The 21,641-nt window shown below is 34.9% G+C and carries 22 protein-coding genes; 7 read left to right on the top strand and 15 right to left on the bottom strand.

Annotation, left to right across the window (positions count from 1 at the left end; genetic code table 11):
* Positions 1–35: 35 nt before the first annotated feature.
* The 3 genes from EG359_RS05325 to EG359_RS05335 all read right to left on the bottom strand — a co-directional run bounded on the left by EG359_RS05325 (position 36) and on the right by EG359_RS05335 (position 2,713).
* Positions 36–1,019 (bottom strand): 2-hydroxyacid dehydrogenase, encoded by a 984-nt coding sequence (locus EG359_RS05325; RefSeq protein WP_076351250.1) that lies wholly within the window; start codon positions 1,017–1,019, stop codon positions 36–38.
* A 242-nt stretch (positions 1,020–1,261) separates the two neighbouring features.
* Positions 1,262–1,912 carry a protein-L-isoaspartate(D-aspartate) O-methyltransferase gene (locus EG359_RS05330; protein ID WP_076352069.1) on the bottom strand — a complete coding sequence of 217 codons (651 nt, stop codon included), beginning with the start codon at positions 1,910–1,912 and terminating at the stop codon, positions 1,262–1,264.
* Between the two features lie 153 nt (positions 1,913–2,065).
* On the bottom strand, positions 2,066–2,713 hold the full coding sequence (locus EG359_RS05335; RefSeq protein WP_076351248.1) for a hypothetical protein: 648 nt from the start codon (positions 2,711–2,713) through the stop codon (positions 2,066–2,068).
* A gap of 134 nt (positions 2,714–2,847) precedes the next feature.
* On the opposite strand from EG359_RS05335, the gene EG359_RS05340 reads away from it, so the two are divergent.
* The 5 genes from EG359_RS05340 (at position 2,848) to EG359_RS05360 (ending at position 5,906) form a co-directional block, all read left to right on the top strand.
* Positions 2,848–3,810: a Gfo/Idh/MocA family protein gene (locus tag EG359_RS05340; RefSeq protein ID WP_076351246.1), complete on the top strand. Its 963-nt coding sequence runs from the start codon at positions 2,848–2,850 to the stop codon at positions 3,808–3,810.
* 234 nt (positions 3,811–4,044) lie between these two features.
* Positions 4,045–4,248, top strand: coding sequence for a hypothetical protein (locus tag EG359_RS05345; RefSeq protein ID WP_076351244.1), 204 nt, complete (start codon positions 4,045–4,047; stop codon positions 4,246–4,248).
* A gap of 56 nt (positions 4,249–4,304) precedes the next feature.
* On the top strand, positions 4,305–4,715 hold the full coding sequence (locus EG359_RS05350; protein WP_076351242.1) for a hypothetical protein: 411 nt from the start codon (positions 4,305–4,307) through the stop codon (positions 4,713–4,715).
* 9 nt (positions 4,716–4,724) lie between these two features.
* Positions 4,725–5,615 (top strand): 3-hydroxybutyryl-CoA dehydrogenase, encoded by an 891-nt coding sequence (locus tag EG359_RS05355; RefSeq protein WP_174567007.1) that lies wholly within the window; start codon positions 4,725–4,727, stop codon positions 5,613–5,615.
* Between the two features lie 51 nt (positions 5,616–5,666).
* On the top strand, positions 5,667–5,906 hold the full coding sequence (locus EG359_RS05360) for a hypothetical protein (RefSeq protein WP_002977986.1): 240 nt from the start codon (positions 5,667–5,669) through the stop codon (positions 5,904–5,906).
* A gap of 52 nt (positions 5,907–5,958) precedes the next feature.
* Here EG359_RS05360 and EG359_RS05365 read toward each other — a convergent pair whose 3' ends face one another.
* The 5 genes from EG359_RS05365 to dnaN all read right to left on the bottom strand — a co-directional run bounded on the left by EG359_RS05365 (position 5,959) and on the right by dnaN (position 11,961).
* The gene (locus EG359_RS05365; RefSeq protein ID WP_076351238.1) at positions 5,959–6,369 is read right to left on the bottom strand and encodes an META domain-containing protein; all 411 of its coding nucleotides are present in this window, start codon (positions 6,367–6,369) and stop codon (positions 5,959–5,961) included.
* Positions 6,370–6,592: 223 nt separating this feature from the next.
* A complete protein-coding gene (gene pheT, locus EG359_RS05370) occupies positions 6,593–8,995 on the bottom strand; it encodes a phenylalanine--tRNA ligase subunit beta (RefSeq protein ID WP_076351236.1) in 2,403 nt (800 codons plus the stop codon).
* Positions 8,996–9,234: 239 nt separating this feature from the next.
* Positions 9,235–9,852, bottom strand: a complete 618-nt coding sequence (locus tag EG359_RS05375) for a DUF417 family protein (protein ID WP_076351234.1) — start codon at positions 9,850–9,852, stop codon at positions 9,235–9,237.
* 65 nt (positions 9,853–9,917) lie between these two features.
* Positions 9,918–10,748, bottom strand: coding sequence for an AraC family transcriptional regulator (locus tag EG359_RS05380; protein ID WP_076351232.1), 831 nt, complete (start codon positions 10,746–10,748; stop codon positions 9,918–9,920).
* Positions 10,749–10,830: 82 nt separating this feature from the next.
* Entirely contained in the window at positions 10,831–11,961 is a 1,131-nt protein-coding gene (gene dnaN / locus EG359_RS05385; protein WP_076351230.1) for a DNA polymerase III subunit beta, read from the bottom strand.
* Positions 11,962–12,225: 264 nt separating this feature from the next.
* Between dnaN and EG359_RS05390 the strand changes: the two genes are divergently transcribed.
* Positions 12,226–12,579: a diacylglycerol kinase family protein gene (locus tag EG359_RS05390; RefSeq protein WP_076351228.1), complete on the top strand. Its 354-nt coding sequence runs from the start codon at positions 12,226–12,228 to the stop codon at positions 12,577–12,579.
* Between the two features lie 87 nt (positions 12,580–12,666).
* Positions 12,667–13,125: a hypothetical protein gene (locus tag EG359_RS05395; RefSeq protein ID WP_076351226.1), complete on the top strand. Its 459-nt coding sequence runs from the start codon at positions 12,667–12,669 to the stop codon at positions 13,123–13,125.
* A gap of 93 nt (positions 13,126–13,218) precedes the next feature.
* On the opposite strand, the gene EG359_RS05400 is transcribed toward EG359_RS05395, so the two are convergent.
* The 7 genes from EG359_RS05400 to EG359_RS05430 all read right to left on the bottom strand — a co-directional run bounded on the left by EG359_RS05400 (position 13,219) and on the right by EG359_RS05430 (position 21,641).
* Positions 13,219–13,677, bottom strand: coding sequence for a GyrI-like domain-containing protein (locus EG359_RS05400; RefSeq protein WP_076351224.1), 459 nt, complete (start codon positions 13,675–13,677; stop codon positions 13,219–13,221).
* A 226-nt stretch (positions 13,678–13,903) separates the two neighbouring features.
* Positions 13,904–14,236 carry a gamma-glutamylcyclotransferase family protein gene (locus EG359_RS05405; RefSeq protein WP_076351222.1) on the bottom strand — a complete coding sequence of 111 codons (333 nt, stop codon included), beginning with the start codon at positions 14,234–14,236 and terminating at the stop codon, positions 13,904–13,906.
* Entirely contained in the window at positions 14,236–14,865 is a 630-nt protein-coding gene (locus EG359_RS05410) for an SGNH/GDSL hydrolase family protein (RefSeq protein WP_084180270.1), read from the bottom strand. Before EG359_RS05410 ends, EG359_RS05405 begins: the two co-directional genes overlap by 1 nt.
* A gap of 199 nt (positions 14,866–15,064) precedes the next feature.
* Positions 15,065–15,481: a ribonuclease inhibitor gene (locus tag EG359_RS05415; RefSeq protein ID WP_076351220.1), complete on the bottom strand. Its 417-nt coding sequence runs from the start codon at positions 15,479–15,481 to the stop codon at positions 15,065–15,067.
* A 47-nt stretch (positions 15,482–15,528) separates the two neighbouring features.
* The gene (locus tag EG359_RS05420; protein WP_076351218.1) at positions 15,529–16,230 is read right to left on the bottom strand and encodes a DUF3667 domain-containing protein; all 702 of its coding nucleotides are present in this window, start codon (positions 16,228–16,230) and stop codon (positions 15,529–15,531) included.
* Between the two features lie 108 nt (positions 16,231–16,338).
* On the bottom strand, positions 16,339–20,034 hold the full coding sequence (locus EG359_RS05425; protein WP_076351216.1) for a phosphoribosylformylglycinamidine synthase: 3,696 nt from the start codon (positions 20,032–20,034) through the stop codon (positions 16,339–16,341).
* A 176-nt stretch (positions 20,035–20,210) separates the two neighbouring features.
* Positions 20,211–21,641, bottom strand: a complete 1,431-nt coding sequence (locus EG359_RS05430) for a serine hydrolase (RefSeq protein WP_076351214.1) — start codon at positions 21,639–21,641, stop codon at positions 20,211–20,213.

Here is a 21,641-nt window from a genome sequence, read left to right on the forward strand (position 1 = left end):
GTTTATATATTCAGAACAAAAATAATTCCAAGTTGCTATGAATGATTGGAATAAACTTCCGGATTGGCGCAATGAGGCATTTTCTCTCCCTTTGAAAAGGCTATCAAATTCCCTGCAGCCAGCCTGGCCATTCCGTTTCGGGCTTCAATCGTAGCGGATCCAATATGTGGAAGAATACATACACTTGACAGCTGCAGGATGGGATCCTCAGCTGACATTGGTTCAGGATTAGTCACATCAAATCCTGCTCCCCATATTTTTCCAGCCACCAAGGCGTTGTATAAGTCGTTCTGGTGATGAAACCCTCCTCTTGCCGTATTAATAAAAATAGAATTAGGCTTCATCTTTTCAAATACTGAATGATTAAACAGGTTGGTGTGTTCCGGTGTAAAATTGGCATGAATACTTAATACATCTGAATTTTTAACTAATTCATCAAATGAAACATAAATTGCTCCAAGTTCTCTTTCTGCTTGCTCATTATGACTCCTATTGTGATAAATAATGTTCATACCAAAGGCCTTTCTGGCTTTATCAGCCATTTCAAAACCTATTCTTCCCAGTCCGAAGATTCCAAGGGTTTTACCATAAAGTTCTTGTCCCAAAGCATGTAAAGGATCAAATGTATTCCAATTTCCATCCTTTATTTTCTGAAAATTATAACTTGTTCTTCTTGCCACCGACTGCATGAGTAGAAAAGCAACATCTGAAGTGGCCCTGCTCAACACATCGGGAGTATTTCCAATCGGAATATTTCTTTGGGAAGCTTCTTTGGTATCCACATGATCAAACCCTACGGAATACAATGCAATTGCCTTAACATTCGGGCAGGTGTCAAAAAATGTTTTATCATATTTAAAATCACCACCGACATTTAAAATAGCATCTGTATTTTGGCAGTACTTTAACCATTCCTCATGAGAAAGGTTTTCATTTTCAGAAAATATGATTTGTATTCCTTCTTCTTTCAACATTTTGATTCCAATTTCAGGGATCATTTTATTTATAAAGACTTTCATTGTTATTGATTAATAGATTTAAATAAAAAAAACCTCACTCGCAAAAAGTAAGGTTATTCAACTTTAATATTAAAAAATTTATTTCTTTTCATCTGAATGATTTTAATCTCCTCCACATACTACGCAATATTTATTGAATCTATTCTCAAATACTGATGCATTATTTTAGGAGTTAAGGACTTAAGATCATCCAATTTTCATTCCGAAATGAGTTAAAAAAATTCTAAATGTTAACTTATTTTTTATTGATTGGTATTTCCCAGCATAGGAACAAATTTGTAGGCTCCAAATTCTTCTTTTTCAAATTCTGTAGGACCTACTTTTGTAAATCTAAATAAAACCTGTTCATCTGTAGGACCTAATGGAATAACCATTTTTCCTCCTACTTTCAATTGTTTTAAAAGTTCTGTAGGTAAGGTTGAAGCTCCACAGGTTACAATAATTTTATCAAAAGGGGCAAAAGTAGGAAGTCCGGCAAAACCATCTCCAAAGCTTTGAAATTTTGGGTATAAATGAAGTTCTCTAAGCTTATTTTTTGAGAAATCAAATAAATCTTTCTGTCTTTCCACCGTATATACATGGGCTTTCATTGCCAATAAAACTGCGGTCTGGTAACCACATCCCGTTCCAATTTCCAGTACTTTTTCCCCGGCTGTTATTTGTAATAACTCAGACTGTTCCGCTACCGTTGAGGGATGGGAAATGGTTTGATGTGCCAGAATCGGGAAAGCTCTGTCTTCATAGGCAAAGTCTTCAAAAATACTTTCGATGAAAAGATGTCTCGGAACTTCATTCATTGCCGAAAGTACATTTTCATCCGAAATACCAATTCTGTATCTAAGATATTCTACTAAATTCTTTCTTTTTCCTTTATGTACAAACGAATCCTGCATCATTATTTAAATAATAGTTATTACGGTTACCGCTATTAGTGTTACAAAAGTAACAAAACAAACCTTACTAATCAACCTAGGCATAGTCCTTTTCTCCTATTATTTCCATAAAAAAATAAAGCAATCAAAAAATGACTGCTTTATTTTTATTTCTTAATTCCATCTTATCGGATAAGGTCCATAAAAATCGCTGAAAGTATTATCAGCACATCTTTTTCTCACAAAAAAGTTATAGTTCACGGTCTTACTTAATCCTATATAAATAGCTTTTTGACCTGTCATAGCTAATTCTCCACTCGCTGGTGGTGCAGAACTAGTCGTTAAGACAGTCTCATATAGAGAGATCCCATCATTTTCCCAGGATACTGTAGCATCAAAAGTAGAAGAATATGTGGAAGAAGTCGTTTTTGAATAAGTTGCATATCCCGGTTTTACACAAGTTGTTGTATTGCTTGCCAAAACAGTAACAGGTCCCGCCCAGTTGCTTCGTCCATTGGCTGTTCCACAATTTTTCCTTACGTAAAGGTCATATTTATTATTCTTATACAATGGGAGGTTATAGAAATTACTATTCGTTATAACAGTAGTTCCATTGCCTAAAGAAAAGCCATGCTCTCCATACTGCACTTCATAATGTCCTTCGCCCGAGCTATTAATGTTCCAGGAAAACGAGTTATTTCCTTTTTCAAAATTCAAATTTGTTGGGGTTCCACATTTAGCCTGCGGATCATATGGACTATCTCCTATACATCCTGCAGTACATAATCCAAAGAAGAGTACAATCGAAATTAGTCTTTTCATAGTTATTTTTGAGACCGTGAATTTACTGTAATTTCTTTAATGCCTGAATATGTTCAAACTTAAATATCTTCAAGTGAAAAGTCATATATTTTATAATTGTACATTCACTATCTTTACAAAAATTTAATACAGCTATGTTAAAAGCAGGTTTGGTAGGTGCCGGACACTTGGGAAAAATACATTTAAGACTTCTTAATCAATCAGATAGATATGAGTTTGTAGGTTTCCACGATAAAGATGTTGAAAACGGAAAAAAATTAGAAGCCGAATTCGGATATAAATATTTTGAAAATTTTGATGAATTGCTAGAGCAAATTGATATGCTGGACATTGTCACCCCGACAATTTACCACTATGATTATGCTTTAAAGGCAATTGAAAAGGGACTTCATTTCTTTATTGAAAAACCGGTAACCCAAACTCTTGAACAGGCAGAGGAAATCCTGCGTTTATGTCAGGAAAACGGCATTAAAGCACAGGTAGGACACGTTGAAAGATACAATCCCGCTTTTATTGCGACTAAGGAGTATATCAACAATCCGATGTTCATTGAAATTCACCGTTTGGCGGAGTTTAATCCTCGTGGAACTGATGTTTCTGTGGTATTGGACCTTATGATTCACGATTTGGACATTTTATTAAGCATGGCTAAATCTAAGGTAAAAAACATCCATGCAAGCGGAGTTTGCGTAGTAAGCAAGACTCCGGATATTGCCAATGCAAGAATAGAGTTTGAAAACGGATGTGTTGCCAATCTTACCACTTCCAGAATCTCTATGAAAGCGATGAGAAAGAGCAGATTTTTCCAAAAAGATGCTTACATTTCAGTGGATTTCCTTGAGAAAAAAGCAGAGGTAATCAGAATGAAGGATGCCCCTGAAACTCCTACTCCATTTGATATGATTATCGAAAATGCGGATGGAGAGAAAAACCAGATCTTATTTGAATATCCAAATATTCAGCCTAATAATGCAATTCTTGATGAATTGAACTCTTTTGCAGATGCCATTACAGGTGATAAAAATGTGGAGGTATCTCTTGAAGACGGAACTGAGGCATTAAAGATTGCCTTACAGATTATGAAATTGATTTCTTAATTATTAAGATTAAAAAAAATATATAAAAGGCTGTCTTTCTGAGACAGCCATTTTCTTTGCAATTTATTGCAATAATTAAATTTTCCCATTCTAAAAATGATATTTCCAACCGCTTGTAATCCCTTATGACAAAAGGAAATATTAATTTAAATTATTTGAAATAGAATCACAATAATTATCTTAAATTGCAATTCCATTTTTAACCTTTAAAAAGAGGACCTTACGTTTAGCCTTATGAAAAAAATAGCATTTCTTTTTCTTTTAATTTTGGCATTTGTATCATCACAGACCTCTGAATTGGAACAGAAAATAAGCGCTATTACAAAAGGTAAGTATGGTATTGCTGTATTTGTAAGTAATTCTAAGGAATCTGAGACTGTAAACTGCGGGATCATTTCTGATATTTCCAAAGCGGTTGGGGACAATTTTAATAAGTAAAATAATAAGCTTAATTTTAGAGCAGAGAATTACATCAATTCTTTGAATTCATCAGTATGAAAAAAATAATATTAGCGGCGGCTTTATTTTGTTTTGCATTCACCTTTTCACAGAAGAATCAAAACTATTTAGAGATCAGCTATGGAAGTGTTTGCTGCGGTCCTCTTTCTGAAAAACCGGTCATCAGTTTCTTAAAAGAGTTTAAGAAAAAAAATCAAATAAGAAGTCTGGAAATTCTTATGCAGAAAGGAATGGGAAGAGAGGGAGAGTTTAGTCTGTACGTGGGTACCGATTTTCTTACGACCAATCAAAGAAGTCGTCTTGTGAGAGGCATTACGGCAGCTGTTTCTAATCAAAACAACAACAGAAAAAGTGAAAACAATGGCACAGTAAATTTTGATCCGGCAACCATTGTACATCAACAGGATCTTATAAAAGGAAAAAATTTAACTATCTATAAAAAATAAAGGAAAATGATCAAAAACATTGTAGTTATCGGAGCTGGAACCATGGGAAATGGTATTGCACACACTTTCGCACAAAGCGGTTTTAAGGTAAATCTTGTAGATGTATCTCAGGATGCCTTAGACAAAGGGTTGAAAACCATTACTACGAACCTTGACAGAATAATTGCAAAGGGAAACCTTACAGAAGAACAAAAAGCGGAAACACTAGGAAACATTACTACTTTCACAGCACTTAATGATGCTGTTGGAGCTGCTGATCTTATTGTAGAAGCGGCTACAGAAAATATGGATCTTAAACTAAAGATCTTCGGTCAAATGGACGAATTGGCTCCTGCCGGTTGTATCCTTGCAACGAATACTTCTTCTATTTCCATTACTAAAATTGCAGCAGCTACAAAAAGAGCTGATAAAGTAATCGGAATGCACTTTATGAATCCTGTGCCTATCATGAAGCTTGTAGAGATCATTAAAGGATACTCCACTTCCAAGGAGACCTTCGATGCGATCTATGAAATGAGCAAAACTTTAGGTAAAGTTCCGGTAGAAGTGAATGATTATCCAGGTTTTGTAGCCAACAGAATTCTTATGCCAATGATTAATGAATCTATCGAAACACTTTACAACGGTGTTGCGGGAGTTGAAGAAATTGATACGGTAATGAAATTAGGTATGGCTCATCCAATGGGACCTCTTCAATTAGCAGACTTCATTGGTCTTGATGTATGTCTTGCGATCCTTAATGTGATGTATGACGGTTTCAAGAATCCTAAATATGCTCCGAATCCATTGCTTGTAAACATGGTAACTGCAGGAAAACTGGGTGTAAAATCGGGTGAAGGCTTCTACGATTATTCTGAAAGCAAAAAAGCTGAAAAAGTTTCAAAAATGTTTTTGAAATAATTTTAAGTCAATAATTTTATTTATCTTTGAGAAAGTTAAAACATTAAAAAAATGAAATTACCAAAGTTTTTATTGGCAGATAATTCGGAATTTCCAGAAGATCTATTCGTAGTCCACACAGAATATCCAAGATTTATCCTAAACGTTGAGGAAGAGGAAGTTGAGTGGTTAGATGATCTAGAGGGAGATGATGAAGAGACTATGGCAGACGAAGCTACGAAAGTAGTAGAAGCAGCATTCAAATGGTGTGATGAAGAGTTGGCTAAGTACGACGAAGAAGAGGAAGATTAATTACATAACACTCTAAACATAAAAAAGGAACTCAAATTGAGTTCCTTTTGTTTTATTCTGATTTATTAAATTTCAATAATAAAAGATTGTCTTTATAAAGCTCTAGGGTATTTCCGGAAATTACATACTTGTTTGCTTTTCCCATCATATCCATAAAGTTCTGTTCTACTCCGATGTTATTACACATCATTTTTGTAGATCCCATCTGACCGGCAGAGAAGCTTCCTGAAGCAGGATCTATTTGTGCAGTTCCAAAATAGTTATTACAACCTGCATTTCCTGTGATCTTTTCTCCCTCAATATTCAATGTTGGAATTTTACCTTTTACATTGTCAGCCAAAGTCCATTTTGTATTGGCAAGAGCTGCCTGAGCTTTTCCTACTTTAGAGGCAGATGCACTGGTCATAGTTCCACATGAAGCTAATACCGCTGCTGTACATATACTTAAAAAAAGATTTTTCATTTTTTTCTTTTTGAATTAATCCAAATTTACGGATTTTATATTATTTAAACGGTTTCTGTAGAATTTTATTGTTCTTTAACAATGGGTATTTCGTCTTTATTTTAAGTATGAATATCAAGAATAGCTTCATCAATCACATTGTTTTATTATTGACTTCAGCCCAAACATCACAAAAAAACGGGCTTAAAAAAGCCCGTTTTTATATATCTGTTATCTCTTACAATTAAGATCTCAATTCTGCATTGAATTCTTTCTGGAAAGACTTAATCAAGGAATCCATTACTTCTGAGATTTCCTTTTCTTCCAGTGTTTTTTCTTCGTTTAGTAACTCGAAGCTCATTGCATAAGATTTCTTGCCTTCAGGAAGATTTTTACCCTCGTATACATCAAATAGGTTGATGCTCTTAATGAAAGGAGACTTGTTTTTCTTTGCAGTCTGGTATAATTCCTGATAGTTTACATTCTTATCAATTAGTAAAGCAAGGTCTCTTCTGATCTTGTTGAACTTAGGAATGTCCTTAAACTTTAGTTCATTTTTAGAACGTAATTCCTGTGCAAACTCAAGTTCAATTTCTGCATAGAAACAATCCTGATCAATATCAAAATCCTTTAAAAGAGCCGGAGCTACTTTTCCGATTCTTACCAATGCTTTTCCATCTGCTTCATAAGTAAGGGCATCAGAGAATCTGTCATCAGATAAAGCTACTTCTTTGTAGCTGATCCCTAATCTTTCTAATAAAACTTTAACATAAGCTTTCAGATTGTAGAAGCTTACTGCTGACTTAGGTTGTAACCAGTTCTCTGCAACATCTCTTCCGGAAACAATAATTGCAAGCTGTTTTCTTTCTTCGTATTTATCTTTTTTGTGATAGATTTTTCCGAATTCAAAGAACTTAATATCCTGATTCTTTCTGTTGATGTTATATACTGCATTCTGAAGAAGTCCCTCCAATAAGGATTTTCTCATGAATGCAAGGTCACCACTTAAAGGGTTTAATAGTTTTACAGCATCCGTTTCGTCTTTCACAGAAGTTAATGAGTTGTTCATTACTTCATTGAAACCAAGGCTTTGTAAAGTTCTTGCCCAGCTGTTTTCCAATTCATCCTGATCGTTAGCACTTAGCTTAACAGGGGTAAATGAAATCTTTTGTGGGGCGTCAATTTTATTGTAACCGTAGATTCTTAAAATCTCTTCAATTACATCAATTTCTCTTGTTACATCTGCTCTGTAGGCAGGAACAGAGATTTCAAAACCGTTAGGAATTTCATTTAAAACCTGAATTTCCAATGCCTTTAAAATTTCCTTTACTTTTTCTCTGTGAATTTTTGTTCCTAAAATCTGCTCAATTTTAGAGAATCTAAGGATCACATAGCTATCCTCAATTTTCTTAGGATATTCTTCCAACAGCTCTCCCGCTAGTTTCCCTTCTGCTATCTCCTGAATCATTTTAATAGCGTGAGTAATTGCTGTTCTTGTAATATTTGGATCTACACCTCTCTCAAATCTGAAAGACGCATCTGTATTCAAACTGTGAAGTTTTGCTCCTTTTCTTACTGCAATTGGATTGAAGTAAGCACTTTCAAGGAATATTGTTTTTGTAACTTCAGATACTCCTGAAGTTTCTCCTCCGAAAACACCTGCAATACACATTGGATTGTCTTTACCGTCCTTGATCATGATCTCAGAACCGTTCAATGTTCTTTCAACACCATCCAGGGTAGTAAATTTCGTTCCTGCTTTTACTACACCCACTTTCACTTTTTTGTCTGCGATTTTGTCTGCATCGAATGCGTGAAGCGGTTGTCCGTACCCATGAAGAATATAGTTGGTAATATCTACTACGTTATTGATTGGGCTTAACCCGATTGCTTTTAGTCTATCTTTTAACCAAGACGGAGATTCTGCAACTTTTACGTTCTCAATAACGGCTCCGATGTATCTTGGACATAGCTCTGCGTTTTCAATTTCCAGTTTGAAATCGTGAGTTCCTTCGCCATTTAAAACTTCTGAAGCTACTTTATTAAACTTCGACTTCAATTGATTTGTAGAAAGATAGGCATTAAGATCTCTTGCAACACCGTAGTGAGACATGGCATCTGTTCTGTTTGGTGTTAAACCAATTTCAAAAACCTCGTCATTCGTCAATTCAAAATAGTCTGCAAAGTTCTTTCCTACTTCATATTTGGTTTCATCCAATACCATGATTCCGCCATGATCTTCGCTAAGGCCAAGCTCATCCTCTGCGCAGATCATTCCCTGAGAAACCTCACCTCTGATTTTTGCTTCCTTAATTTCAAAAAAGTTTCCTGTTTTGTCATAGATTTTTGTTCCAACAACTGCTACGGGAACTGTTTGTCCTGCATCTACGTTAGGAGCTCCGCAAACGATATTCAATACCTTTCCGTTTCCTACGTCTACTGTTGTCTTCTTCAGTTTATCAGCATTCGGATGTTTTTCGCAGGTTAAAACCCTACCTACAACAATCCCTTCCAAACTACCTCTTACACTTTCAAATTTATCTATCCCTTCAACCTCAAGACCTATATCTGTAAGGAATTCACCGATTCTTTCAGTTTTCAATTCCGTTGTCACAAAGTCTTTCAGCCAGTTGTTTGATATTTTCATTTGTTTATCTATCTACTTTTTTTATTGGTCAGATGAAACCGAAAGGCTCGCCTGCTTTATTTTGAAACTTTTATTTGAAACATCACGCAATTATTTTACGTAATTTTTCGAGGTACAAATGTCGTGTTTTTTTGAGAAATACAGAAATTTAGAAACAACTTTAAGACAAATAATTTTGATTCATTTCTCTTCGAAAGATTGAATAAATCTCGATCTTATTTGCTACATCTTAAAAATTCTTAGCTGGCAGATGGTTTAAGAACTTTCTTTACACTATCGGAAAACAATATAAGCCCTCCCGCCATCATGATAATATCTTTCAATACAAGACGTCCTGCTCCGGACAAATAGGGAAACCCATATTGAGGAGTAAGATAATCTCCGCCAAGATTAGGGACATATACTTCAGGTGTTGTGACAAGAAATGACAGTGTAACCAATGACATTAAAAATGTTAAAGCACCTCCCACAGCTCCTATTTTAGGAAACCAAATTCCTAATAGAACCAAAGCTCCTATAATTAGAATCATTGTACCTAATCCATATGAAAATACATACGTTCCATTTTCCGTGTGCCAGTCAATGTTTTTCTTTACCATTTTTCCTTCCGGATTTTTGTATAATGTATACTCCGAAACCAGCTTTTGATCTTCATTCAGGACTTTATTTCCTACATTTTTATAAAAGAAACTCATCATTGGGCTGTTGGCAACAAAGGGAACAATTCCGTCTGCCTCATATTGAAAAGCTTTAAGTCCACCAATCCAGGCCATAACAATGAATATTGAGATTCTCAGAAAGTTGAAGAAATAGGTATCCAGCCTTAATAAACGGTTGTATAGTCTGCTGTTTTGCATATGATTTACTTTTTCTAACAAAGGTATTCACACGCACAGTGTCTTAACATAGATATTTCAGGACATTACATGGACATTTTTGCCACCACAGAAATTCCCACTTTTTCTCTATATTTTTTGGGAGAACAACCTACAGATTTTTTGAAATATCTGCTGAAGTAAAACTCATCACTGAATCCCAGCTCCGAGGCAATTTCCTTTATGGATCGATAGGTTAAATGAAGTAATTTTTTGGCTTCCAGAATAATTCTTTCATTAATAAGCTGGCTCGGGGTTTTGGAAAATTCTTTTTTAACAGCTTTACTTAAAGTATTGTTTGTAATACTAAGCTTGTCACTGTAAAATGACAGTTCCTTTTCATCCTTGAAATGAAGTTCCAGCAGTTTCTGGAATTCAACAGCATTTTTATTGGGTAACTTTTCATTGAAAGCAGAGCTATGCTCAACACTCTTTTTTTGTTTGCTGCATAAAGCAAGAATCAACTGAATATAGGTCTTGATAATGGATTGGGAAAACAGATGATCTTCAGATTCTTCTTTTTTGATATAATTAAAAAGCTCCAAAATATAATCAAAACTGTCTTTTGTAAGCTCTATCCCCGGATTCATGTAAATATTATTGAAAAGAAGTCCGTTGCAGGCTACTTCTTCCTTATGATATTCAATGCAGTAATAATCGCCATGGAAGAAAAGAATATGAATATTTTCCTCAGATTTTGAAATTAATTTCAACTTTTGATAAGGCGACAGAAATAGAATGTTATATCCGTTATAGGAATAATTGATGTCATCTACAGAAAAAACTCCCGAACCCTTCCACAAAACAACACTATAGTTTTCAGTGGTAAGACCTGAAAGAAAATCTGAGGGATGGTAAGAATGTATTCTAGCTTCCATGATTTAAGATCAATTTCTTATTGGGCGTAAAAAATAAAAGCCGGAAATTTAATTCCAGCTTTTATCTATTTGTTATTTAATATTACAACCCGATTACCGGCATTGACAACATTAAGATATTTTCGTTTTCTTCAAGACCGTCAAGAGGCTCAATGATCCCCGGTCTGTTTGGTTGAGACATTTTCATTGTAATATCGTCAGAACCTAAAATCGTTAACATTTCAGTTAAGAATTTAGAGCTGAATCCGATATTAATATCTTCTCCGTTGTAGTCACAAGGAATTTGCATATCTGCCTTGTTCGCATATTCAGTATCTTCTGCATGTAAGTGAAGAATGTTTCCTGAAAGCTTAAATCTTACCTGATTGGTAGACTTGTTAGACATGATAGATGCTCTTTTGATTGCTCCCAACAATAGGTTTCTGTTGATGGTCAATACATTTGGATTTTCCTTAGGAATTACCGCTGTATAGTTTGGATATTTACCATCAATCAGTCTACAGATCCAGATATGCTTATCAAAAGTAAATTTAGCCATATTCTCATTGAAGTCGATTTTAACATCTTCGTTGGAACTTGCCAGAATATTCTTAAAAATATTCAAAGGTTTTTTAGGCATGATAAACTCCATTGGTTCAGCATTCATCAGGTCTGTTCTTTTGTAAACAACCAATCTGTGAGAATCTGTAGAAACAAAATTGGTTTCATTTTCTCCAAACTGGAACAGAACTCCTGTCATTACCGGACGAAGAGAGTCGTTACTTGTAGCAAATAATGTATTGGTTAAAGCTTCAGACAAAACACCTGCCGGCATTGTCACACTTTGTGATGCATCAAATTCTGGTAGCTCAGGGTAGTCATCAGCGTTATCTAATGCTACTGCGAAATTATCTTTTTCATCTAAAATCTCAAGCTGGCTTCCAGTTCCCTCCGCATTGTCCTTTACAACAAATGTTAAAGGCTGTTCCCCATATGTCTTGATAAAATCCTGAAAAATTTTAGCAGGAACGGCAAATTTACCTGAATCATCAGACTTCACTTCCAAAGAAGTTACAAGAGTCGTCTCGCCGTCAGATGCTGTAATGGTAACATTATTTCCGTCTAATTCAAAAAGATAGTTTTCTAAAATCGGTCTCGATTGAGAGCTTGATATTACGCCACTTACAGTTTGCAAAGCCTTCTGCAGTTCACCACTTGAAATAATAAATTTCATAGATTTATAAAATAAGTTTCTACAAATATAATAAATACATACAACAAAGAAAAAAATAATATGGAGGAGTTTTGAACAAACATCGTTAATCTGTTTTATGACCTGATATTATGTTCGCATTTCCAAGGGCTTCCACTTTTTTATTAAAAATATGGCTTTTGAAATCACTCCCACTGATTTTTCAATCCTGTATTCCAAATATAGCAGATTAAATTCAACAATCAAAGTACAAAACCTATCTTTGTTGAAAAAAGTAAAAAGACTATGCAAAAACCACCCCTCCATAAAAGTTTTCTCAATGCTTTCCGCGGTGTTTTTGCAATGATAAAGACGGAAAGAAATTTCCAGATCGAGTTTCTGGCTTTTCTTATCAATTTGTTTTTAATTTTTTATTTAAAGCTTTCCAATCTTGATGCAGCCATTATTCTCCTTGCCTCAGTTGGTGTTTTAAGTGCTGAAATTTTCAATACCGCCATTGAAAAGATCTGTGATATCATTCAGCCTAATTTCGATAAAAGAATAGGCTTTATTAAGGATATTTCAGCAGGGGCTGTGGTATTAGGGGCTGCAGTTTCTGTAGTAATCGGCGTTCTGGTTTACGGAAAATATATTTTTTAAGGGGCTCGTACCATCAAATTTTCATAAAAATCATATAAAGTTCCATTCATTTAATAATTTTTATTAAGTTCGCCAAAAATTCATTTTATGAAAAAGATAATAGCTGGAATTTTAGTATTGGGAACTCTTTCATCATGCAGCCTTGGTGATGATACTCCAACAGGAAATAATAACAACAATATTTATGATACTAATATTGTTGGGGTTTGGAAAATACAAACTGAATATCAAATTTCAGGTTCTGATAAGGCAACGGTCATCCATGAAAACGTTCCTGATGATTGCAAGAAAAAGGGTACTTATGAATTCCGAAATGATGGAAAATATTATATGAATGATTATAATACAGTAAGTTCTGTTTGCCAAAAGACTGAATCTACTCTTCCCTATTTTTATGATTCAACCCAAATGAAACTTACCATTAACAATAATAATGCTGAAGTTTTGGATCTTTCCACCGGTAAGCTTATCATTTTAACTCCTGCTAACTATGATTATAATGGTGATAATACTAATGACTATATAAAAACTGTTTTTTATAAATAACCTGTATAATAAAAATACTGAAGCCTCCTGACTATTTTTCAATGTCAGGAGGCTTTTTTATGATTGTATGGATAATGAAATATTTCTATTTGCTTATTGTACTGCAATTAAAATATCTACTTCTGCATCTGCAGGATTCATTGCTTTTTCTCCATATATTTCAAAGTCGGCTGTAAATGTTCTGCCAAGGTCCATGTTCCAGATTTTGATCCACTCGTTGATAACGAGATTTTCTGCTAAATTTCCTTTAGTTGTAAACTTCACATAGTCTCCGCCATCAAAGGATTTACCCACCATTCCGTCGGGAATATGATCCAGACTTGCGACTTTGCATCCAAGGATCGTGGTATAGGGTTTTGTGTGATCCTTTTCATAATCTGTGTAGATGGAATAAACAGCATTATCGATCTTATTGGGAATATTTTCCACAATGTTTTCTTTCATTAATTTCTCCCATAACACCGGAATATCCTTTGCTGCCTGATTATTTTCATTGGTAGTTCTTACCGCAATTCCTATTACCTTAAAAGGCTCGACTTTCACGTTATTCATGTTTTAATTTTTCTTTTGTCTTTACCAAAGATAGGAATGAATTGTGACAACTGTTTGTCAGTAGGATTTCTGATAGCATTCAAATAAACAGTACGGAAAGCTCATGCAAATTTAAAGTTTTGGCTAAAGCTATGGATTGGTGGTTTAAAAATAAAACGGGCTAAAGCCCGTTTCTATTGATATGATATTGTAATGTTTACAATTCTATGTTTTATCTTATAAAAAATTATACACCTACATAGATAAATCCTTTTTCTCCGGATTTAAAAATGGTTTCGATTCTTTTGTAATCATCTACTTCATATTCGTCTGCCTGAAGAATTTCAGCTTCTGTGACTTCGAAAAGTACTCCTTCTACCTCATCCTGCTCATTTCCTGAGAACTCCAGAACGGGATGATATTTCTGACCACTTTTCCGTAATACCTCAGGGTCGGTAATTTCAAGCATCCTTAGTTTATATCCTGATAAAGCATCTTTCTTTCCTTGTAAAATTCGTCCAAAGGTTTCAAGTTGAACCTGCTCTTTCTGCAGTGTTCCGTAAGAAAATAAATGTGGCATTATAAGTATTTTTCAATGATTGGGATTGCAATTTCGGCCATCATTCCATAGCCTTTTTCATTAGGATGTACCCCATCTGCGGAAAGCAAACTTTCTTTATCCTCTAAGATTGCTGCATAAAAATCTATGTACATTAAAGAGTGATCTACGGCAATATCCTTAAGAATCTGGTTGTAGGCAACAACTTCCTCGTTGGTTCTTAACTTCCCTGAGCTCACTACTACTCCATCTATTTTTTTTGAAACCGGAAGAATGCTTACCAGATAAATATCTTTTGAGAATTGTTTTGCATGCTGAACAGCTTTTATAATATTACTTTTAAATGTTTCAGGTTTTACCACTTGAATTCCCTCTTTTATAGCAAGATCATTGGCTCCGTAGCCTATAAAAACAAGATTTCCGTCTGCAGAATTTCTAGCGCCTAACTCAGTAGGCATTCTCTTTAATAATCCCTCTGTAGTTTCCCCACCAATTCCCAGATTAAATAAAATTAATTCATCACCGTTTCCTTCATGGAATTTTTGCAAAGCATATCTCTTCAAAATATCTACCCAGCCTCCAAAAACGCCATCATATTCTCCATACGTAATACTGTCTCCAAAGAACAGTCCATATACGATTTTCTTCATTCAATTCATTCTTTTGTTTGTTATTGTAACCTGCTATAATAGTTCAGGTAAAAAGCATTTAAAATATTTTTCAAAGTAAAATAAAATCTTCTGAATACACTTAATCTAAGAGCATTTTTTAATCCATATTTTCACTAACAATGAACGATTAAGACATCGTAAGCAATAAAGAATAATTAAATTCCCGAATCATTACTTATCAGTTTAAAATGAGGGTAATATTAGAATGAGACTGAATAATTTCGATTAGGATATCAAACAGCGTTTGCCCTTTTCCTGCCATCAAGTCATCCAGTTTTTGCTGAATCAGTTCTCTATTAAAAGGCTTTCCCTGTCTGATTTTATTCTCATAGAATTCTTGAGTAGTCTTAAACCCCAGATCTTCTTCTGACTTTTTAGATTCTTTCCAGATGATTTCAATTTCTTCTTTATTTTCAAAGACTCCAAACCCTCCGTAAAGGATATCGTCAAAGCCATCCAAGGTACCTACTTTCCAATCTGTATCTTTCATTAAGACATCGGAAGCTTCTTCATAGAATCCTGCTAAAGACGAAAAATGACCGCCATTGATGACGATCATTTTTCTTGTATTGTTATTTGAAGTATTTAAGTCCATTTGTAATTATTTGTGATGGTTCCTAACATTACTTTTTAAAATATATTTCACTTAAAAAGATGGATCAAATATGCCAGTAAAATCAAACTGTATTTGTAGGTAATAATCCCTAAAAACAGACAAATTAAACTCTTGACATAATTGAAAAGATTCTTTTCTCCAAAAAACTGGCCAATTGCTCCCACAAAATAAACTTGAAGTAACAGCACCCCTATCTGAGTTATCATTAACAAGCCTGTTAGCTTTGAAAGCAACAGAAAAAATAAAAGTGCAATAAAAAACACTCCGAAAACATAGGATAGCAATACAAATATTTCAAATATATTATACCCTTTCTTGTAAAAGAATATCTTGGTCCAAATAGCCATAAAAAAACCAATGATCAGTGCAGAATATCCGAGGTGAGAATCTATCCATTTATTGATCACTTCAGTATCTAGGTTATGCTCCCATTGCTGTGTTCCACCAAATCCTTTTATATTAAAAATGAGGACTTCAATATGAAACAAATGAATAATAAAAGTATAAATAACTGCGGCGAAAACCAAAAACACAATTGGTTTTACATATTTTTCACGATTTTCTCTGAGATATTCTCTTACTGCTTTCCCCGGACGAAGCAAAACTTCTTTAAAGGTAAAAGGAAAGCCTTTGTCAAAGTGTAAAAGGTGTTGTATTTCGTGCGAAATGTAACTTGCATCTATTCTTTTGATTTCTTTCTTGGTCTCAGAAGAATTTTCTTGGTTCATTGGTTAAAGTTTTGTTTTTTCTAAATGTAATGATGCAAAAATATGAACTTATTGATTACATATTAAAAAAAACCTCACAGAGATTGAAAGTCTGTGAGGTTAATTTTTTTATTTGAAGTATTCGACTCCGTTTTTGAATATGTTGTGATAATTCGCGGTTGGTATATTCTTCATAAGACCCTCTGCAAAGCGCTCCGGGTGTCCCATTCTTCCGTAGATCTTTCCACATGGGCTTGTGATTCCTTCAATTCCGAATAATGAATTATTAGGGTTGAATGGCATTCCGTGGGCAATGTTTCCATCAAGATCAATGTATTGAGTTGCAATCTGTCCGTTTTCATATAACTTCTTGATTTCCTCTTCTGAAGCCATGAAACGCCCTTCACCGTGAGAAATAGGAATAGTGAACGTTTGACCTTTCATTCCTTTTAACCAAGGGCTTTCGTCATTTACAACCCGTACCGTTACCATCTGAGAAATATGTCTTCTGATGGCATTGTGAGCCAAGGTTGGTGAGTTTTCATCCAGATCCTTGATTCTTCCATAAGGCAGTAATCCTGATTTAACAAGCGCCTGGAACCCGTTACAGATCCCGATGATCATCCCGTCTCTGTCCAATAATTCATGAACTGCATTTCTCATTTTTTCGTTTTTCAAAACGTTTACAATGAACTTTGCAGAACCATCTGGCTCATCACCTGCTGAGAAACCTCCTGAGAATGCTAAAATTTGTGATGCTCTGATCTCCTCCACCCAAGCATCAATGCTTTCATCCAGCAATTGGTGATTGATATTGATTAAAGGCAGGCTGCTTACAACAGCTCCTTCTTTTTGGAATGCATTCAGCGTGTCATATTCACAGTTTGTACCCGGGAATACAGGAGCAAAAACTTTTGGCTGTGCTATTCCGTGTTTTTTAATGATGATATTTCTTGGATGGATTGAGTTTGACTTTTCGTCAATTTCCACCGTAATTTTTTCTTTTTCTATTGTTGGGAAAAGGTTTTCGAATGTATTTGTGTAAGCAGATACAAGATCCAAAATACTAGATTCAAGACTGTTGATTTTCAAAATTCCTGAATCTTTTACTTCTCCGATCAACTGAAGAACTGTTGAGCTTAATTCTTCTTTTGATTCAATGATTAAGCTACCGATATTTTTAGCTAATAAAACAGTTTCATCAGCATTGATCTCAGCACCCAATCTGTTTCCGAAACTCATTTTAGCTGCTGCTACTGCAACTCCACCCTCTTTCACTATTTTTACAGAAACAATCTTTCCTGACTTGATGTTTTCAAAGATGAATTCATATACTTCTTTTAATGCATCATAATTCGGAAGACCACTTTCCTGAGCGATATGATTGAAGAAGTATAACTTGTTCCCCGCCGCTTTAAATTCAGGTGAAATGATATTTTGTTTGTCTCCGTTGGCACATGCAAAAGAGATCAAAGTTGGAGGAACATTCAGATCCTGATAGGTTCCACTCATGGAATCTTTACCTCCGATAGCTGCAAGACCAAGGTTGATTTGCGCATCATAAGCTCCTAAAAGCGAAGCCAAAGGTTTACCCCATTTTTCAGGAGCCTGACCTAATTTTTCGAAATATTCCTGGAAGCTTAATCTGATATTTTTATAATCGCCACCCATAGCAACAATCTTAGCAACACTTTCTACAACAGCATAAGATGCTCCTAATAGCGAGTTTTGCTTTGAAATTTCAGCGTCGAATCCCCAGCTTGCCAAGGAAACGGTTTTAATATCTTTTGCTCCTAAAATTGGTAGTGTCTGCACACTTCCCTCCATTAAGGTCTGTTGATATTTCCCTCCTAAAGGCATGGCAACAGTTGTCCCTCCTACTGAAGAGTCGAACATTTCCAATAATCCTTTTTGGGAAGCTACATTTTTATCTTTTAAAATGTTGATGAAGTTTTCTGCTGTGAATGCTTTCGTTTCTGCTTTTACTTCTCCAAGGTGGTTAATTTTTACTTCCTGAGATTTTGAACATCCGTTGGTATCCAGGAATTCTCTCGAAAGATCTACAATTTTATCTCCTTTCCAGAACATCTGCATTCTTCCAGAATCTGTTACTTTTGCCACTTCTACAGCAACAATGTTTTCAGCTTCACAGAACTTAATGAACTTTTCTTTATCTTTTGGATCTACTACAACAGCCATTCTTTCCTGAGATTCGGAAATAGCTAATTCTGTTCCGTTTAATCCTTCATATTTTAATGGTAATACATCAAGATTTACTTCCAGAGAGTCTGCAATCTCACCAATTGCTACAGAAACACCACCGGCACCAAAGTCATTTGATTTTTTGATTAATCTTGTTACTTCAGGGTTTCTGAAAAGTCTTTGGATCTTACGTTCTTCTACTGCATTTCCTTTCTGAACTTCCGAACTCATGGTATGAATAGAAGTCTCGTCCTGTTCTTTTGAACTTCCGCTTGCACCTCCCACACCATCTCTACCTGTAGCACCACCTAAAATGATGATTGAATCTCCATTTTCAGGTTTTTCACGTCTTACCCAATCAATAGGAACAGCTCCGGTAACGAAACCTACTTCCATTCTCTTTGCTTTATAGCCTTCGTCATAGATTTCGGAAACCATTGTTGTGGCTAATCCGATCTGGTTACCATAAGATGAGTATCCGTTAGCAGCTTGTTTTGTAATTGTTTTTTGAGGTAACTTACCCGGTAACGTTTTATCAACTGATTCTAAAACGTCTGCAGCACCCGTTAATCTCATCGCCTGGAACACGAAAGATCTTCCGGACAAAGGATCTCTGATTGCTCCTCCCAAACATGTTGATGCTCCTCCGAAAGGTTCAATTTCTGTCGGGTGATTGTGGGTTTCGTTTTTGAACAATAAATACCAAGGTTCTTTTTTACCATCGTATTCGGCTTCAATCTGGATGGTACATGCATTGATCTCATCAGAAATCACAAGGTTATCCAGATTTCCTGTTTTATGGAAGTATTTACCGCATACTGTTGCCAGATCCATTAAAGAGATTGGCTTCAGCTCACGGCCTAAGAATTTTCTTTTTTCGATATAATCATTGAAAATAGTTTCCAATGTATGCTTGAAGTCTCCCTCAAACTGAATGTCTGACAATTCTGTTTCGAAAGTCGTGTGACGACAGTGATCGCTCCAGTAGGTATCTAATACTTTAAGTTCAGTTTCTGTAGGGTTTCTCTGCTCAGTTTTAAAATAATCCTGAATAAACTTCAGATCATCTAAACCTAATGCAAAGCCATGATTGTTATAGAAATTTTCAAGCTCAGCCTCGTTGAAATTGATGAAATTTTCGTGGATCAAAACTTTTGAAGGGATTTCGTCTGCAGGGATATCCAAAATGGAAAGGTCTTTTTCCTGAGATTCTACTTTGTTGATCAAAAGGTCCTTGATTTTAACAAGATCAGCTTCAGATACTCCTTCAAATTCGATCAGTTTACCGCTTCTTACTTTTGACTTTTCATTTTCTGTCAGCAAAGCAATACACTGTTGTGCAGAGTCTGCTCTCTGATCATACTGACCAGGCAAGAATTCCATACTGAAATGGATATTTTTTGCAGGGTTTTCTGTGTGTAAAATATCAGTAACAGGGTCTACGAAGGTGTTGTTTACCACTTTTTCAAATTCTCCATCATTCAAATTGAAGATGTCATACACATTGTAGACTTTTACCGTTTGAATTGCCGGAACAACCGCTTTTACTTCATCAAAAATTTTTGGACTTTCAACATCGAAAATTCCTCTTTTTTCTACGAAAATTCTTTTGTTATTAGACATTAGATGTCAGATTTTAATATTAGATTTATTTTTCTTTTTACTTTCTGATTTCAGAGCATGCATATCAGATTCCTGTCTACGTTGGTCGCTCTTTTGGGTGTTATCATCCACCCTATAATATTGATTACAAATTTAATCTTTTTACTTTCTTTAACCTCAATCTTTTTCCTATAGTTTTACAGGGTCATGATTAAATTATTATTTTCGGTTCCGTCTGTATTGGATGCACTTTTAGGAGTTGTCATCCATCCTTCTTTATTGAATACAAATTTAAAAGAATAGGTCTTTCCTTTTTCAAATCTGGAGACCGGAACTACCAGTTCAAAGCGGTTGTTATCTTTTTTGGTCATTTGATATTCTTTATTTTCAGGGTTCCAGTCATTGAAGCTTCCCGCTACAGCCATCGTATTGATAAGACCTGCGTCCAGATTCTTTGGATGAGTGTAAGAAAAAACAACGTTATTTCCTTTAACTGTATATCCGTATACTTCTTTTTTATTTTTATCTGAGGTGGAAATAAGATCTCCAACTAGATCCGCCGAAGTATTATAAAGTGCATTAAAGGTTTCAGGTCCATTAATGTTTACAATCATACAAACACCTATATTCAGCTCAGGATATATAGCAAACCAGGTATTTGTTCCATAAGACCCACCATGCTTAAATCCTACTTTTCCTTTTTCATTAATAAAATTTTGGTCCCAGAAATATCCATACCATGCTTCTTTACTGTTGCTAATATTTCTTTGTGACTCTTGTGCTACTTTATTTTTTACATCCAGTTCTTCTTTCAAAAATTTCACCATATCTCCTATTGTGGATTTGGTCTTTGAACCTCCTGAGCCCCATAGATTGCTTTTTGAAACAGGCATCAGACGATAATTGATATGATATCCATTGGCCTGAACCTCATTTTTATCAAGTCCCAGCTTGGTATGATCCATTCCCAATTTTGAAAATATATTTTCTTTTAAAAGGTTTTCATAGCTTTTTCCGTAGATATTTTCCAGTATCAGGCCTGACATTTCCAGACTTAAATTACTGTATTTATATTCTTTACCTGGCTCCATGCTTAATTTGACAGTGGCCAGATCTTTTTTAAAGTCTTCTTTTGTGTATCCTTCGTTAAGCTTTTCATAAAGAAAAGGGGTCTCATCTGTCATATTTTTCCTTAATTTGTCATCATTAGGAAGATTTCTTGGAAGTGCTGTTTCGTAAGAAATTAAATTTCTTATTTTTATCGGAACACCATTATATTCTAGGTTAGGGTAAGATCCTTTCAGATATTTTCTAACATCATCATCAAGACTTATTTTACCCTCCAACACTGCCTGTGCCAATAACTGACCTGTAAAAAGCTTGGTAACAGAGGCTATTTCAAAATAAGTATTATCGTCTGCCTTATTTCCTTTTCCTTTATCGATTTCCCCATAATGTCTGGTATAAACTTTACCTTCTTTTAAAATACCGATAGATACAGAATAGGCTCCTGATTTTTGGGCAAGATTTTTAGCATTATCATCTATAGCTGCATAAACAGTCTGATCGCTTTGTGCGCTATGTTTTACAAATGCTAAGGCAAATACAAATAATAAAATATTTTTCAT

Origin of the sequence: Chryseobacterium joostei (genome assembly GCF_003815775.1) — a bacterium.
Lineage (GTDB): Bacteria > Bacteroidota > Bacteroidia > Flavobacteriales > Weeksellaceae > Chryseobacterium > Chryseobacterium joostei.

What these genes read in the sequence shown, in the direction of transcription:
- EG359_RS05395 (WP_076351226.1), top strand. Translation starts at nt 12,667, where the DNA reads ATGAAAAAGATAATAGCTGGAATTTTAGTATTGGGAACTCTTTCATCA.
- EG359_RS05345 (WP_076351244.1), top strand. Translation starts at nt 4,045, where the DNA reads ATGAAAAAAATAGCATTTCTTTTTCTTTTAATTTTGGCATTTGTATCA.
- EG359_RS05430 (WP_076351214.1), bottom strand. Translation starts at nt 21,641, where the DNA reads ATGAAAAATATTTTATTATTTGTATTTGCCTTAGCATTTGTAAAACAT.
- EG359_RS05365 (WP_076351238.1), bottom strand. Translation starts at nt 6,369, where the DNA reads ATGAAAAATCTTTTTTTAAGTATATGTACAGCAGCGGTATTAGCTTCA.
- EG359_RS05340 (WP_076351246.1), top strand. Translation starts at nt 2,848, where the DNA reads ATGTTAAAAGCAGGTTTGGTAGGTGCCGGACACTTGGGAAAAATACAT.
- EG359_RS05420 (WP_076351218.1), bottom strand. Translation starts at nt 16,230, where the DNA reads ATGAACCAAGAAAATTCTTCTGAGACCAAGAAAGAAATCAAAAGAATA.
- dnaN (WP_076351230.1), bottom strand. Translation starts at nt 11,961, where the DNA reads ATGAAATTTATTATTTCAAGTGGTGAACTGCAGAAGGCTTTGCAAACT.
- EG359_RS05425 (WP_076351216.1), bottom strand. Translation starts at nt 20,034, where the DNA reads ATGTCTAATAACAAAAGAATTTTCGTAGAAAAAAGAGGAATTTTCGAT.
- pheT (WP_076351236.1), bottom strand. Translation starts at nt 8,995, where the DNA reads ATGAAAATATCAAACAACTGGCTGAAAGACTTTGTGACAACGGAATTG.
- EG359_RS05390 (WP_076351228.1), top strand. Translation starts at nt 12,226, where the DNA reads ATGCAAAAACCACCCCTCCATAAAAGTTTTCTCAATGCTTTCCGCGGT.
- EG359_RS05375 (WP_076351234.1), bottom strand. Translation starts at nt 9,852, where the DNA reads ATGCAAAACAGCAGACTATACAACCGTTTATTAAGGCTGGATACCTAT.
- EG359_RS05415 (WP_076351220.1), bottom strand. Translation starts at nt 15,481, where the DNA reads ATGGACTTAAATACTTCAAATAACAATACAAGAAAAATGATCGTCATC.
- EG359_RS05350 (WP_076351242.1), top strand. Translation starts at nt 4,305, where the DNA reads ATGAAAAAAATAATATTAGCGGCGGCTTTATTTTGTTTTGCATTCACC.
- EG359_RS05335 (WP_076351248.1), bottom strand. Translation starts at nt 2,713, where the DNA reads ATGAAAAGACTAATTTCGATTGTACTCTTCTTTGGATTATGTACTGCA.
- EG359_RS05400 (WP_076351224.1), bottom strand. Translation starts at nt 13,677, where the DNA reads ATGAATAACGTGAAAGTCGAGCCTTTTAAGGTAATAGGAATTGCGGTA.
- EG359_RS05405 (WP_076351222.1), bottom strand. Translation starts at nt 14,236, where the DNA reads ATGCCACATTTATTTTCTTACGGAACACTGCAGAAAGAGCAGGTTCAA.
- EG359_RS05410 (WP_084180270.1), bottom strand. Translation starts at nt 14,865, where the DNA reads ATGAAGAAAATCGTATATGGACTGTTCTTTGGAGACAGTATTACGTAT.
- EG359_RS05325 (WP_076351250.1), bottom strand. Translation starts at nt 1,019, where the DNA reads ATGAAAGTCTTTATAAATAAAATGATCCCTGAAATTGGAATCAAAATG.
- EG359_RS05380 (WP_076351232.1), bottom strand. Translation starts at nt 10,748, where the DNA reads ATGGAAGCTAGAATACATTCTTACCATCCCTCAGATTTTCTTTCAGGT.
- EG359_RS05330 (WP_076352069.1), bottom strand. Translation starts at nt 1,912, where the DNA reads ATGCAGGATTCGTTTGTACATAAAGGAAAAAGAAAGAATTTAGTAGAA.
- EG359_RS05360 (WP_002977986.1), top strand. Translation starts at nt 5,667, where the DNA reads ATGAAATTACCAAAGTTTTTATTGGCAGATAATTCGGAATTTCCAGAA.